The organism is Anaeromyxobacter paludicola (assembly GCF_023169965.1).
GTDB classification, from domain to species: domain Bacteria; phylum Myxococcota; class Myxococcia; order Myxococcales; family Anaeromyxobacteraceae; genus Anaeromyxobacter_B; species Anaeromyxobacter_B paludicola.
Genome location: NZ_AP025592.1, coordinates 4,300,001 through 4,313,192 on the forward strand (window position 1 = coordinate 4,300,001; position 13,192 = coordinate 4,313,192).

The following is a 13,192-nucleotide window of genomic DNA, read 5'->3' on the forward strand; positions in this document are numbered from 1 at the left end:
ACACTAGGAATTGCTTGTGTAGGATAGGTGGGAGCCTATGAACCCCGGGCGCTAGCTTGGGGGGAGGCAACGGTGAAATACCACCCTGGCGATTTCTGGTGTCTAACCTGGACCCCTCAACGGGGTTGGGGACAATGGCTGGTGGGTAGTTTGACTGGGGCGGTCGCCTCCCAAAGAGTAACGGAGGCGCGCTATGGTCCCCTCAGCCTGATTGGAAACCAGGCGACGAGTGCAATGGCATAAGGGGGCTTGACTGCGAGACCGACAGGTCGAGCAGGTGGGAAACCAGGTCATAGTGATCCGGTGGTTCTGTATGGAAGGGCCATCGCTCAACGGATAAAAGGTACTCTGGGGATAACAGGCTTATCGCGTCCAAGAGTTCACATCGACGACGCGGTTTGGCACCTCGATGTCGGCTCATCGCATCCTGGGGCTGGAGCAGGTCCCAAGGGTTTGGCTGTTCGCCAATTAAAGCGGTACGCGAGCTGGGTTCAAAACGTCGTGAGACAGTTTGGTCCCTATCTGCCGTGGGCGTAGGAGAAGTGAGAGGATCTGTCCTTAGTACGAGAGGACCGGGATGGACGCACCGCTGGTGTACCAGTTGTCTCGCCAGAGGCATCGCTGGGTAGCTATGTGCGGAACGGATAACCGCTGAAAGCATCTAAGCGGGAAGCCAACCTCGAGACGACTTCTCCCGGGCGAAAGCCCCTGAAGCCCCCTCGAAGACGACGAGGTTGATAGGCCGGAGGTGTAAGCGCTGTGAGGCGCTCAGCTGACCGGTACTAATCGGGCGTGAGGCTTGGTCTCTCTTTTTTCAGGCCGAAGACGCTGAGGCGTCGAGGTCGAGGTCGAAGCTCCTCTTAGGAGTGAGCCGGCCAGCAGGACCCGCTGGAAGAGCATTACTACCCTTCGTATGGTTGTCAGACGGCTTCGGCCGACAATTTAATAGCTTTGCGGTGGCTATATCGGTGGGGTCACACCCGTTCCCATCCCGAACACGGAAGTTAAGCCCACCAGAGCCGATGGTACTGCACGGGAAGCCGTGTGGGAGAGTAGGTCGCTGCCGCATCTTTTCTCGAAGGGCCCGCCTCAACCGGCGGGCCCTTTTTTTATGCCCGCGCGCGGGGGGACGGGGCGGGGTAGACTGCCGCGCTCCGCGGCATGCGCCGGGTAGACTGCCGCGTGCCGCGCTGCGGGAACTGGAAGGCCCGGGGACACCCGAAGAGCTCCGGCGCGCCGAGCCGCCCAGGCCGCCGCGACGAGGCCCGGCCGATCCCGGGCCGCCGACGCCGGAAGCGGCCCCGGACGGCGAGGGTGCAGCCGGCACGCCGCTGCCGCCGTCCGCCGGGGCCGAGCCGGCTCAAGCCCTCGCCGGCCGCATCGCCGCGGTGGCGGTCTCGCGGGCGATCGCCTCGTCGCGCACCTCGGCGAGCCGGGCGAGCGCGAAGGCCCCGACCGCCATCACCAGGTCGCGCACCGCGATGTCGAGGAAGTGGCCGCTCGACAGCAGGTTGAGCGCGATGCAGACCAGCCAGGCGCACGCCACCCACGCGGCCTGGCGCGTGAACCGCGTCAGCACCGCGATCCCCACCACCACCTCGATGATCCCCGCGAGGTGCATGAAGGTCGCCGGGCTCACCGGCAGGAGCTGCTTCGCGATGGGGGAGAGGTACCCCGTCCAGTCCACGAGCAGGTTGGTGAACTTGTCCAGGCCGGCCACGATGGGCACCACCCCGAAGGCGATGCGCAGCGCCCAGTACCCCGACTCGAGTCGCTTGTCGTTCATGACGTCCTCCTGCCGATGAGAGGCCGCCGGAGGCCGGCGGTTACCGCGGCGGCCCAGGTGGGCGGTGCGCTGGGAGCCGGTCACCTCGCGCGGCCGCCGGCGTCATGGTGTGAGGAGGAGGCGAACGTGACCGAGCTCTCCATCGTGCCGGCGCCCGCGCCGGACGTCCCCAGCGACGAGGAGGTGGTGCGCCGGGTGCGGGCCGGGGAGGTGGCGCTCTTCGAGCTCCTGATGCGCCGCCACAACCAGCGCGTGTACCGGGCGATCCGCTCCCTCCTGCGCGACGAGGCGGAGGTGGAGGACGCGATGCAGCAGGCCTACCTGCACGCCTGGGCGCGGCTGTCCCAGTGGACCGGCGAGGCGCCGTTCCGCGCCTGGCTCATCCGCATCGCCGTGAACGAGGCGCTCTCGCGACTCCGGCCGGGCCGCAGGCCGGCGGTGCGCGAGGTCGACGAGGAGGAGCAGATGGACCCCGGTGCCCGCGATCCCGAGCGCCAGGCCGGCGCGCGGGAGCTGCTCTCGCTGCTGGAGGAGGCGGTCGATCGGCTGCCGGTGCTCTACCGGACGGCCTTCATGTTGCGCGAGATCGAGGGGCTCTCGACCGCCGAGACGGCCGGGTGCCTGGGGTTGTCGCCGGAGGTGGTGAAGGTGCGGCTGCACCGCGCCCGCGCCGCGCTCCGGACGGCGCTGCTCGATCGGGCCGAGCGCCAGGCGCACGCGGCCTTTCCGTTCCTCGCGCCCCGGTGCGACCGCGTCGTGCGCGCCGTGCTCGCCCGGCTGCCGGGCCCGGAGAGCCCCCGCCCGATCGCTTGATTGGGCGCAACGGCGGCTCTCGTTTTTTTCCCCGGTTGGGTCTATGCTGCGCGCCCAAGTCGATCCTTTCTGACCGAGTCCCGACCGGAGGAACCTCATGCGCCTCACCCTCGTCGCCGCCTTCACCCTCGCGATGGCCGCCTGCAAGCAGCAGCCGCCTCCCGCCAAGCCGGCGGCCGGCGCCGCCGCTCCGCTCGCCGCGACCGACGCGGCCCCGGCGGCCGGCGGCATCAAGGGCAAGCTCGTCGAGCGGATCGACGCGGCTCCCTACAGCTACCTGAAGCTCGACACCGCGCAGGGCGAGACCTGGGCCGCGGTGCCGCAGACCACCGCGGCGAACGGGGCCGAGGTCACCGTCGTGAACGCCTTCCCGATGAAGGACTTCGAGAGCAAGACGCTCAACCGCAAGTTCGCGGTCGTCTACTTCGGCACGCTCGCTGGCCAGGAGGCCGCCGCCGGCGGCGCGCCCATGGGCGGCGCGCCGATGGGCGGCGCCGCGGCGCCGGCCGCGATGGGCGGGATGCCGCCCCAGGGCATGGGCGGCGGGATGCCCCCGGCCGGCATGGGCGGCCAGCCGCCGAACGTGGCGGCCCAGCACCAGGGCGTGAACGCCGCGCCGGTGAAGGTGGCGAAGGTCGCCAAGGCGACCGGCCCCGACGCCCGGACCGTCTCCGAGATCTACGCGCAGAAGGCCTCGCTCAAGGAGAAGAGCGTGACCGTCCGCGGCCAGGTGGTGAAGTTCAACGCCGGCGTGATGGGCAAGAACTGGGTCCACCTCCGCGACGGCAGCGGCGCCGAGGAGAAGAAGGACAACGACATCACCGTCACCACCATGGACAACGTGGCGGTGGGCGACACGGTCACCGCCAAGGGCACCGTGCACCTCGACAAGGACTTCGGCTACGGCTACGCGTACCCGGTGATCGTCGAGGAGGCGAAGGTCTCGAAGTAGGCCTCGCCGCATCCGGCATCGAGCGCGGCGGCGCGGCCTCCCGGCCCGCCGCCGCGGCCATTTCCGGCGCGACTCGAGGGTCGGAGCCCTGGTGTAGACTGCGCCGCCCCATGCCCGCCCCGCTCCCCACGCGCGAAGAGCTCTCGGCCGCCGCCCGCGCGCTGCGCGCCGACTGGGAGGCGGGCGAGGGCTCCGACGCCGCGCTGCGCGCGCAGGTGCTGGAGCGGCTCGACGCCCTGCGGGACCTCTACCGGACGGCGCCCGAGCTCTTTACGCGCGAGATCACGGACGAGCTCCGGGCGGTGGGCGAGGGGCTGCGCCGCCCGCTCGGCGCTCCGCGCGCCGCGCACCGCGCCGCGCCCGCCGTCGAGCCCCGTTCCGCAGCCGCCGTCGATGCCGGGTCCACGCCGGGCGTCGATTCCCGCGCCACGCCCGGCGCCGAGCCCCGCTGCACGCCCAGCGCCGCTCGCCGCGTCGAGCCGGGCGAGGGCGCCGAGCGGGCGGCGCGCCTCCTGCGCGAGCTCTTCGGCCACGAGCGCTTTCGCCCCGGGCAGCGCGAGATCATCGAGGCGGTCCTCGCCGGCCGCGACTGCGTCGGCGTGATGCCGACCGGCGCCGGCAAGTCGCTCACCTACCAGATCCCGGCGCGCCTGCTCGGTGGCGTCACCCTCGTCATCTCGCCGCTCATCGCCCTCATGAAGGACCAGGTGGACGCGATGTCGCGCGTGGGGCTCTCGGCCACCTTCCTCAACTCGAGCCTCTCGCCGGAGGAGCGGCGGGAGCGGATCGAGGGGCTGCGCGCCGGCCGCTACGAGCTGCTCTACGCGGCGCCGGAGGGGCTCGAGGCCTCGGTGGGCGGCGTGCTGCAGGGGCTGCCGCTCTCGCTCATCGCCGTGGACGAGGCCCACTGCATCAGCCACTGGGGCCACGACTTCCGCCCCGCCTACCGCAACCTCTCCGGCCTGAAGGCCCGGTTCGGCAACCTGCCGGTGCTGGCCCTCACCGCCACCGCCACGCGCGAGGTCACCCGGGACATCGCCTCGCAGCTCGGCATGGAGCGGCCGCTCGCGTTCCGGGGCACCTTCTTCCGGCCCAACCTCCGCCTCCACGCCTACAAGAAGGGGGAGGAGCGGGAGGGGAGCGGCAAGATCTCCGTCCGGGACTCCATCCTGCGGCTGGTGCGGGCGCGTCCGGGGAAGAGCGGGATCGTCTACTGCCTCTCGCGCAAGTCCTCCGAGGGCACGGCCGAGTTCCTCCGCGACCACGGCGTCCGCGCCGCCGCCTACCACGCCGGGCTCGAGGCGGAGGAGCGGGCGCGGGTGCAGGACGCCTTCCAGGCGGACGAGGTGGACGTGGTCGTCGCCACCGTCGCCTTCGGGATGGGGATCGACAAGCCGGACACCCGGTACGTCATCCACCGCGACATGCCGCGCTCGATCGAGGGCTACTACCAGGAGATCGGGCGCGCCGGCCGCGACGGCCGCGAGAGCGACTGCGTCCTCTTCTACTCCTGGGCCGACGTCCTCTCGTACGACCGTTTCGCGGGGGAGGCGGAGGACCCGGAGATCCAGCGCTGGCAGAAGCGGCAGGTCCGACAGATGTTCGACTTCGCCGACGGCGCGAGGTGCCGCCACCAGGACCTCGCCGCCTACTTCGGCGAGGAGCTCGATCCCTGCGGCGCCTCCTGCGACCACTGCGCCGGGCTCGACCTCGTCGCGAGCGCCCCGGCGGCCGGGCGGCGCAAGGTGCGGCTCACGCCGCGGGCCGCGCCGGGCACGCGCGGCCGCGACGACGACGCCGGCCCGGAGACGGCCGAGGGCGACCTGCGGCTCTTCGAGGCGCTGCGGGCCCTGCGCACCGGCCTCGCGCGGGCGCGGAAGGTCCCGCCCTACGTCATCTTCCCCGACTCCGCGCTGGCGCTCATGGCCGAGCGGAAGCCCGTCACCGAGGACCAGCTCCTCGAGGTGCCTGGCGTCGGGGAGAAGAAGCTCGCCCTCTACGGCGAGGAGTTCCTGGCCGTGCTCCGCAAGCACGCCTGAAAGGCCCGACCTTGGCGCTCGCCCCCACGCTCTACGACTTCGACGTCGCCCTCTCCCACGTGGACCGCGGGATCGACGCCCGCCTCCAGGTCAAGACGGCGCGCCACCCCTCCGAGTCGATGGAGCGGGTCTGGCTGCGGGTCCTCGCCTACTGCTGCCTCCACGAGGAGCGGCTGGCGTTCGGCCCGGGGCTGAGCGACCCCGACGCGCCGGACCTCTTCGCCGACGATCTCACCGGCCAGCGGACGCTGCTCGTCCGCGTGGGCCGCCAGGACCCGGCGAAGATCCAGCGCGAGTCCGACCGGGGCGGGAAGGCGCGGGTGGCGCTCTTCCTCGACTCGGCGGCGCGCGTGGCCGCCTTCCGCGAGGAGGCGGCGGCCGCCGGGCTGGCGCGCCTCGATCGCGTGGAGCTCTACGCCCCCGACGCGGCCCTGCTGCGCCAGCTCGCGCCGCGGGAGGAGCGCCGGCAGAAGCTCTCGCTCACCGTCGTGGGCGATCACCTCTACCTCGAGGTGGCCGGCGAGAGCCTCGACGGGCCGCTGCACCGCGGGTGAGCGGCGGCCGCGGCCCGGGCGCGCGCTCGAAGGCGCTCCAAAGAGAGAGCCCCCTCCCGCTCGCGCGGCAGGGGGCTCGGGGGAGGGGACCGGCCCTCCCCGGCGTAAAGCGGACCTACGGCGCCTCGGCGCGGGTCTTCACGTAGAAGTCGAGCGTGAGATCCGCGTTCCAGTCCTGCTGCGGCAGGTTCACCGCGCCCTGGACCGTCATGGCGAGCATCACGCCCATCTGCTTGTTGGCGAGGTAGTCGGCGAGGTTCACGTCGCCCTTCCTCACGAAGTGGAGCTTCGTGGGATCGACCGCGCCGCCGGCGGGCCGCGTGTAGGTGGCGATCACCGTGGCCTGCGCGCCCGACGGGTCCACGGCGGGGTCGAAGACCTTGAGCGCGGCGCTGTCCACGCCGGCGAGGTCGCCGGTGGTGGACTTCATCGCCACGTCGGCGCCGTTGAGGGTGATGACCGTGGACACCTTGATGGTGCCGTTCGGATCGTTCTTGGTGAGCGGGATGTCGGCTTCGAAGGTACTGCTGGCGGGCGGCAGGGCCACCTGGACCGGCACGTCGACCGGCCCGGCAATCGGCACGCCGAGGTGGCTCGTCCCGGGCAGGCCCCCGAAGTCGTGGGTGATGGCGATCGACTTCTCCTCGGCCTGGGCGAAGAAGAGCCCGCCGCAGCCGGCGAGGGCGAAGGCGGTGACGAGGAGCAGGGCCGCGCGCTGGAGGTTCTTGGTCATGGGTGCGCTCCCTAGAACAGGTACAGGAGGAAGCCGAGGTTGACGGAGGGCCCGCGCACGCTGATCTGCGGGTTGGTGGCGGAGGTGACGGCCCCCGGGTTGCTGGCGTCGGCCGCCGCCTTGAAGTTCTTGGCCTCGGTCTGGAGCCAGAAGAGGCCGCCGCGGAGGAAGAAGACGAAGCGGTTCTGGGCGCCGAACTCGAGGCCGAGCTGGGCCTGCTGGTAGGCGTAGCCGATCTGCTTCAGGGCGATCTTGGCCGCCGCGCTGGACGAGTCGGGGGCGTACTTGCTGGCGTCGCCGTCGAACATCTGGCCGTACTCGAAGTGCAGCGTGGGCACCACGCCCCAGTGGAAGGGGAGCAGCGTCACGCCGCCGTGCAGGCCGCCGGAGAGGACGTTGAAGTTGCCGCCCGCCTCGAGCCGCAGGAAGCGGTAGGGCCGGAAGACGAGCGAGAGGCCCGAGATGTCGGGGGCGCCCAGGTCGAGCTGCAGGCCGAGGTGCGTGCCGTCGTACATCGCGTACCAGGGCTGCCGCGGCGCGGGCGCGGCAGCCGGCTGCTCGAGCGCGGCGGTGCGGACGGCGAAGTCGGCGCCGGGCGCCGGCGGGATCGGGGCGGGGGGCACCGCGACGGCGCCCGCGGCGGCGGCCTTCTCGTCGGCGGAGGCGGCGACGGCCGAGACCTTGGCATCCGCGGCGGCAGCGGCCGCCGAGACCTTGGCGTCGGCCGGGGCGGCGACGGCGGGAGCGGGGTCGGCCGGGGCGGTCTCCGGGGCCGCAGTCACCGCTGGAGCGGGGCCCGCGCCCGGGGGCGTCGGGTCGGCGGCGCCGGCGAGGGCCAGCAGCGCCAGGAGGGGGGCGATGGTCATGAAGACTCCTTCGGCCAGATTGGGGCTGCGCGATAAGGGCGGCCCTCGGGTAGCCGGGCGAAGCCTAGCCCGTCTGGGGGGTCCACTGCCAGAGCGGGTCCGGCGGAACCCTTCCGGAATGCTGGCGGACGGGCGGGGATTGATTAGATACCCGGGCGTACTGGACCTCATCGGTCTATTTTGCCCAAACCCGCATCAGGACAACGGAACCTTCATGAGCAGCCAGCAGGCCCTCCGCGAGATCACCGAGCAGAAGTACCGCTACGGCTTCGTCACCGACATCGAGGCCGACGCCGTCCCTCGGGGGCTCTCCGAGGAGATCATCCGGCTCATCTCCCGGAAGAAGAACGAGCCCCAGTTCATGCTCGACTGGCGGCTCCGGGCCTACCGGCACTGGCTCACCCTGGAGGAGCCGGCCTGGCCCAACGTCCACTACCCCCGGATCGACTACCAGAACATCGTCTACTACTCGGCGCCCAAGCCCAAGAAGGCGCTCGGCTCCATGGACGAGGTCGATCCGGAGCTGAAGCAGGCCTTCGACAAGCTCGGCATCCCGCTCGTGGAGCAGCAGCGGCTCGCCGGCGTCGCCGTGGACGCCGTCTTCGACTCGGTCTCGGTGGCGACCACCTTCAAGAAGAAGCTCGCCGACCTGGGGATCGTCTTCTGCTCCTTCAGCGAGGCGGTGCGGGAGCACCCGGCGCTGGTGGAGCGGTACCTCGGCTCGGTCGTCCCGTTCACCGACAACTTCTTCGCCACCCTCAACAGCGCCGTGTTCTCCGACGGCAGCTTCGCCTACGTGCCGAAGGGCGTCCGCTGCCCGATGGAGCTCTCCACCTACTTCCGGATCAACGCGAAGGACACCGGCCAGTTCGAGCGGACGCTGCTCGTGGCCGACGAGGGCGCGCAGGTCTCGTACCTCGAGGGCTGCACCGCCCCGCAGCGCGACGAGAACCAGCTGCACGCCGCGGTGGTGGAGCTGGTCGCGCTCGACGGCGCGCAGATCAAGTACTCCACGGTCCAGAACTGGTACCCGGGCGACGCCGAGGGGCGCGGCGGCATCTACAACTTCGTCACCAAGCGCGGCAAGGCGATGAACCGCGCGCGGATCAGCTGGACGCAGGTCGAGACCGGCAGCGCCATCACCTGGAAGTACCCGAGCGTCATCCTGCAGGGCGACGACGCGGTGGGCGAGTTCTACTCGGTGGCGCTCTGCAACCACCGCCAGCAGGCCGACACCGGCACGAAGATGATCCACGTCGGCCGGAACACCCGCTCGACCATCATCTCGAAGGGGATCAGCGCGGGCCGTGGCCAGAACACCTACCGCGGGCTCGTGAAGGTGCTGAAGGGCGCGGCCAACGCGCGCAACTACTCGCAGTGCGACTCGCTCCTCATCGGCGACCGCTGCGGCGCCCACACCTTCCCGTACCTCGAGGTCCGCAACCCGACGGCGAAGGTGGAGCACGAGGCGACCACCTCGAAGATCGGCGAGGATCAGCTCTTCTACTGCCGGCAGCGTGGCATCAAGGAGGAGGACGCGGTGTCGATGATCGTGAACGGGTTCGCGAAGCAGGTGCTAAAAGAGCTGCCGATGGAGTTCGCGGTCGAGGCGCAGAAGCTGCTGGGGATGAGCCTGGAAGGGAGCGTGGGGTAGCGATGGCCTCCTCTCGACCGAACCCCCTGCTCAGCATCGAGGGGCTGAAGGCCCGCGTCGCCGACAAGGAGATCCTCCACGGGCTCGACCTCGTCGTCCGCCCGGGCGAGGTGCACGCCATCATGGGGCCGAACGGCTCCGGCAAGAGCACGCTGGCGCAGGTGCTCGCCGGGCGCGAGACCTACGAGGTGACCGGCGGCCGGGTGGCGCTCGACGGCGAGGACCTGCTCGGGCTCGGGCCGGAGCAGCGCGCCGCCAAGGGCGTGTTCCTCGCCTTCCAGTACCCGGTGGAGATCCCCGGCGTCGGGAACCTCTACTTCCTGCGCACCGCCCTCAACGCCCTGCGCCGGTCGCGCGGCGAGGAGGAGCTCGACGCGATGGACTTCCTCGCGCTCGCCAAGGAGAAGATGAAGCTCGTCGAGATGGATCCGGCCTTCATGTCCCGGTCGGTGAACGAGGGCTTCTCGGGCGGCGAGAAGAAGCGGAACGAGGTGCTGCAGATGGCGGTGCTCGAGCCGCGCCTCGCCATCCTCGACGAGACCGACTCCGGGCTCGACATCGACGCCCTCCGGGTGGTGGCCGGCGGCGTGAACGCGCTGCGCAGCCCCGACCGCGCGATGATCGTCATCACCCACTACCAGCGGCTGCTCGACTACATCGTCCCCGACTTCGTCCACGTGATGGCCGCCGGGCGCATCGTGAAGAGCGGCGGCCGCGAGCTCGCGCTCGAGCTCGAGGAGAAGGGCTACGCCGAGCTGCGGCGCGGCGGCCCGGCGGAGGTCCGGACGTGAGCGCGTTCGTGGAGAGCGCGCGGGCGGCGCTGGAGGCGGGGCGGGCGCCTGGCGCGCCGGGCTGGCTCGCCGCGCTCCGGGCCGGCGCGGCGGAGCGGTTCCTCTCGCAGGGGCTGCCGACCACCCGCCACGAGGAGTGGCGCTACACGAGCCTCGCCGGCCTCTCGCAGCTCGCGCTCTCGCACGAGCCGGCCCCGGCGGGCGGCGGGGAGGCCCGCCGCGACGGGCCCGGGCGGCTGCAGCTCGTCTTCCTCGACGGCGCCTTCCAGCCCGGCCGCTCCACGCTCGCCGAGCTCGCTCCCGGGCTGCGGGTCACGACCCTCGCCGCGGCGCTGGCCGAGCGGCCCGACCTCCTCGAGCCGCTCCTCGCCGCGGCGCCCTTCGCCGGGCACCCGTTCGGCGATCTCGCCGCGGCGCTCGCCCGCGACGGCGCGCTGGTGGAGGTCCCCGCCGGGCTCCGGCTCGACGCGCCGATCGAGCTCCTCTTCCTCCACTCCGCCGCGGCGCCGCGCGCCGCCCACTACCGCACCCTCGTGTCGCTCGGCGAGGGGAGCGCCCTCTCGCTGGTGGAGCGCCACGCCCACTTCGGCGGCGGGGCCGCCCCCACGCTCACCAACTCGCTCGTGGAGGTGCGCGCCGGCGCGGGCGCCGCGCTCGAGCACCTGCGCGTGCAGGAGGAGGGGCCGGCGGCGTTCCACGTCGGCCTCCTCGCGGTGTCGCAGGCGGCGCGGAGCCGGGTGGCGAGCCGCTCGGTCGCGCTCGGCGGCGCCGTCTCGCGCGTCGAGACCCGGGCGGCGCTCGAGGGCGAGGAGGCCGAGTGCGTCCTCGACGGCCTCTACCTCGGCGCGGGCCGGCAGGTGCTCGATCAGGTGGTCCACCTCGATCACGCGAGCCCCCGCTGCACCAGCCGCGAGCGCTTCAAGGGCATCCTCGACGGCGAGGCGCGCGGCGTCTTCTCCGGCCGGATCAAGGTACGGGAGGGGGCCCAGCGGACCGACGCCGATCAGGTGAGCTCCTCGCTGCTCCTGTCCGACGACGCCCAGGCCGACGCCCGGCCGCAGCTGGAGATCCTCGCCGACGACGTGAAGTGCTCCCACGGCGGCGCCATCGGCCAGCTCTCGGAGGAGGCGCTCTTCTACCTGCGCTCCCGCGGGATCGGGCGCGAGGCGGCGCGGGCGCTGCTCACCTACGCCTTCGCGAGCGAGCTCGTGGAGCGCGTGCCCGCCCCGCTGCGCCCCGCCCTGCGGCGGACCGTGGCGGCGCGGCTGCCGGGCGGGGCCCTCCTCGCCGAGGCGGCCTGACATGGGCGCCCCCGAGCTCAGGCCCATGCCGGGCGCCTTCGACGTCGAGCGGATCCGCCGCGACTTCCCCATCCTGGCGAGGCCGGTCCACGACAAGCCCCTCGTCTACCTCGACAACGCCGCCACCACCCAGAAGCCGCGGGCGGTGCTGGAGCGGATCGCCCGCTACTACGAGGAGGAGAACGCCAACGTCCACCGCGGGGTGCACCTCCTCTCGGAGCGGGCCACCGCCGCCTACGAGGGGGCGCGGGCGCGGGTGGCGCGCTTCCTCGGCGCGGCCGATCCGCGCGAGATCGTCCTCGTCCGCGGGACCACCGAGGCGATCAACCTGGTGGCCCAGACCTTCGGCCGGGCGCGGGTGGGCGCGGGCGACGAGGTGCTCGTCACCGGCCTCGAGCACCACTCCAACATCGTCCCCTGGCAGATGCTCTGCCAGGAGAAGGGGGCCACCCTGAAGGTGGTCCCGGTGAGCGACGCCGGCGACATCGACCTCGCCGACGTGGAGCGGCTCCTCTCGCCGCGCACCCGGCTCCTCGCGCTCGCGCACGTGTCGAACGCCCTCGGCACCGTCAACCCGGTCCGCGAGGCGGTGGCGCTGGCCCACGCGCGCGGCGTGCCGGTGCTGGTGGACGGCGCCCAGGGCGCGCCGCACCTGCCGGTGGACGTCCGCGAGCTGGGCTGCGACTTCTACGCCTTCTCCGGCCACAAGGTGTACGGCCCCACGGGCGTGGGCGCGCTCTTCGGGCGGCTCGAGCACCTCGAGGCGATGCCCCCGTGGCAGGGCGGCGGCGACATGATCCTCTCGGTCTCCTTCGAGCGGACCGTCTACAACCGCGTCCCCTACAAGTTCGAGGCGGGCACGCCGAACATGGGCGGCGCGGCCGGCCTGGCGGCGGCCCTCGACTGGCTGGAGGGCGTCGGCCCCGAGGCGCTCCTCGCCCACGAGCGCGACCTCGCCGCCTACGCGGCCGAGCGGCTCGCGGCGGTCCCCGGGGTCGAGCTGGTGGGCACGCCGCGCGAGCGGGCCGGCGTGGTCTCCTTCGTCATGGACGACGTCCACCCCCACGACATCGGCACCATCCTCGACCGCGAGGGGGTGGCCATCCGCACCGGCCACCACTGCGCCCAGCCGCTCATGGCCCGCTTCGGCGTCGCCGCCACGGCGCGCGCCTCGTTCGCCGCTTACAACACCCGCGCCGAGGTGGACGCGCTGGTGCGCGGCCTCGAGCAGGTGAAGAGGATGCTCGGATGAGCTCGGAGCTGGGCGATCTCTACCAGGAGGTGATCCTGGACCACGGGCGCCACCCGCGGAACTTCCACAAGCTCGAGGGGGCGCGGTCGGCCGAGGGGCTGAACCCGCTCTGCGGCGACCACTTCACCCTCTACGTGCGGCTCGACGGCGAGCGGATCGCCGACCTCGCCTTCGAGGGCTCGGGCTGCGCCATCTCCAAGGCGAGCGCCTCGCTCATGACCCAGGCGGTCAAGGGCAAGACGCGGGCCGAGGCCGAGGAGCTCTTCCACCGCTTCCACACCCTCGTGACCGAGGGGCCGGAGAAGGCGCGCGCGAGCGAGCTCGGGAAGCTGGCCGCGCTCTCCGGCGTCTGCGAGTTCCCCACGCGCGTGAAGTGCGCCTCGCTCGTCTGGCACACCCTCCACTCGGTCATCGAGGGCCAGGGCGAGACGGTGGTGACGACGGAGTAGCC

At 72.1% G+C, this 13,192-nt stretch carries 12 protein-coding genes and 2 rRNA genes (1 of these 14 only partly in view); 11 read left to right on the forward strand and 3 right to left on the reverse strand.

Going from position 1 to position 13,192, the window contains the following annotated elements; translation table 11 throughout:
• Positions 1 to 807, forward strand: a 23S ribosomal RNA gene (locus AMPC_RS19155) (it extends 2,191 nt beyond the left edge of the window).
• Between the two features lie 145 nt (positions 808 to 952).
• Positions 953 to 1,069 (forward strand): 5S ribosomal RNA (gene rrf, locus AMPC_RS19160).
• 291 nt (positions 1,070 to 1,360) lie between these two features.
• Here rrf and AMPC_RS19165 read toward each other — a convergent pair.
• A complete protein-coding gene (locus tag AMPC_RS19165; protein ID WP_248343134.1) occupies positions 1,361 to 1,786 on the reverse strand; it encodes a DoxX family membrane protein in 426 nt (141 codons plus the stop codon).
• A gap of 126 nt (positions 1,787 to 1,912) precedes the next feature.
• Between AMPC_RS19165 and AMPC_RS19170 the strand changes: the two genes are divergently transcribed.
• The 4 genes from AMPC_RS19170 (at position 1,913) to AMPC_RS19185 (ending at position 6,144) form a co-directional block, all read left to right on the forward strand.
• Positions 1,913 to 2,599, forward strand: coding sequence for an RNA polymerase sigma factor (locus AMPC_RS19170; protein ID WP_248343135.1), 687 nt, complete (start codon positions 1,913 to 1,915; stop codon positions 2,597 to 2,599).
• Positions 2,600 to 2,696: 97 nt separating this feature from the next.
• Positions 2,697 to 3,551, forward strand: coding sequence for a nucleotide-binding protein (locus AMPC_RS19175; protein ID WP_248343136.1), 855 nt, complete (start codon positions 2,697 to 2,699; stop codon positions 3,549 to 3,551).
• A gap of 110 nt (positions 3,552 to 3,661) precedes the next feature.
• Entirely contained in the window at positions 3,662 to 5,590 is a 1,929-nt protein-coding gene (locus tag AMPC_RS19180; RefSeq protein ID WP_248343137.1) for a RecQ family ATP-dependent DNA helicase, read from the forward strand.
• 11 nt (positions 5,591 to 5,601) lie between these two features.
• Positions 5,602 to 6,144 (forward strand): YaeQ family protein, encoded by a 543-nt coding sequence (locus AMPC_RS19185; RefSeq protein ID WP_248343138.1) that lies wholly within the window; start codon positions 5,602 to 5,604, stop codon positions 6,142 to 6,144.
• A 115-nt stretch (positions 6,145 to 6,259) separates the two neighbouring features.
• On the opposite strand, the gene AMPC_RS19190 is transcribed toward AMPC_RS19185, so the two are convergent.
• Positions 6,260 to 6,877, reverse strand: coding sequence for a hypothetical protein (locus AMPC_RS19190; protein ID WP_248343139.1), 618 nt, complete (start codon positions 6,875 to 6,877; stop codon positions 6,260 to 6,262).
• Between the two features lie 11 nt (positions 6,878 to 6,888).
• Positions 6,889 to 7,743, reverse strand: a complete 855-nt coding sequence (locus AMPC_RS19195) for a hypothetical protein (protein ID WP_248343140.1) — start codon at positions 7,741 to 7,743, stop codon at positions 6,889 to 6,891.
• Positions 7,744 to 7,957: 214 nt separating this feature from the next.
• Here AMPC_RS19195 and sufB point away from each other — a divergent pair, with 214 nt between their 5' ends.
• From sufB to sufU, 5 genes are read left to right on the forward strand one after another with little or no spacing between them, the layout of a single operon-like run.
• The gene (gene sufB, locus AMPC_RS19200; protein WP_248343141.1) at positions 7,958 to 9,397 is read left to right on the forward strand and encodes a Fe-S cluster assembly protein SufB; all 1,440 of its coding nucleotides are present in this window, start codon (positions 7,958 to 7,960) and stop codon (positions 9,395 to 9,397) included.
• Positions 9,398 to 9,399: 2 nt separating this feature from the next.
• The gene (gene sufC / locus AMPC_RS19205; RefSeq protein ID WP_248343142.1) at positions 9,400 to 10,188 is read left to right on the forward strand and encodes a Fe-S cluster assembly ATPase SufC; all 789 of its coding nucleotides are present in this window, start codon (positions 9,400 to 9,402) and stop codon (positions 10,186 to 10,188) included.
• Positions 10,185 to 11,489, forward strand: coding sequence for a Fe-S cluster assembly protein SufD (sufD, locus tag AMPC_RS19210; RefSeq protein ID WP_248343143.1), 1,305 nt, complete (start codon positions 10,185 to 10,187; stop codon positions 11,487 to 11,489). The genes sufC and sufD overlap by 4 nt, the downstream gene beginning before the upstream one ends.
• A gap of 1 nt (position 11,490) precedes the next feature.
• Complete coding sequence (locus AMPC_RS19215; RefSeq protein WP_404800622.1) at positions 11,491 to 12,741, forward strand: cysteine desulfurase; 1,251 nt, start codon at positions 11,491 to 11,493, stop codon at positions 12,739 to 12,741.
• Positions 12,738 to 13,190 (forward strand): Fe-S cluster assembly sulfur transfer protein SufU, encoded by a 453-nt coding sequence (sufU, locus tag AMPC_RS19220; protein ID WP_248343144.1) that lies wholly within the window; start codon positions 12,738 to 12,740, stop codon positions 13,188 to 13,190. The genes AMPC_RS19215 and sufU overlap by 4 nt, the downstream gene beginning before the upstream one ends.
• The last annotated feature ends 2 nt before the right edge of the window (positions 13,191 to 13,192 follow it).

What these genes read in the sequence shown, in the direction of transcription:
- sufC (WP_248343142.1), top strand. Translation starts at nt 9,400, where the DNA reads ATGGCCTCCTCTCGACCGAACCCCCTGCTCAGCATCGAGGGGCTGAAG.
- AMPC_RS19190 (WP_248343139.1), bottom strand. Translation starts at nt 6,877, where the DNA reads ATGACCAAGAACCTCCAGCGCGCGGCCCTGCTCCTCGTCACCGCCTTC.
- sufB (WP_248343141.1), top strand. Translation starts at nt 7,958, where the DNA reads ATGAGCAGCCAGCAGGCCCTCCGCGAGATCACCGAGCAGAAGTACCGC.
- AMPC_RS19195 (WP_248343140.1), bottom strand. Translation starts at nt 7,743, where the DNA reads ATGACCATCGCCCCCCTCCTGGCGCTGCTGGCCCTCGCCGGCGCCGCC.
- AMPC_RS19165 (WP_248343134.1), bottom strand. Translation starts at nt 1,786, where the DNA reads ATGAACGACAAGCGACTCGAGTCGGGGTACTGGGCGCTGCGCATCGCC.
- AMPC_RS19215 (WP_404800622.1), top strand. Translation starts at nt 11,491, where the DNA reads ATGGGCGCCCCCGAGCTCAGGCCCATGCCGGGCGCCTTCGACGTCGAG.
- AMPC_RS19180 (WP_248343137.1), top strand. Translation starts at nt 3,662, where the DNA reads ATGCCCGCCCCGCTCCCCACGCGCGAAGAGCTCTCGGCCGCCGCCCGC.
- sufU (WP_248343144.1), top strand. Translation starts at nt 12,738, where the DNA reads ATGAGCTCGGAGCTGGGCGATCTCTACCAGGAGGTGATCCTGGACCAC.
- AMPC_RS19175 (WP_248343136.1), top strand. Translation starts at nt 2,697, where the DNA reads ATGCGCCTCACCCTCGTCGCCGCCTTCACCCTCGCGATGGCCGCCTGC.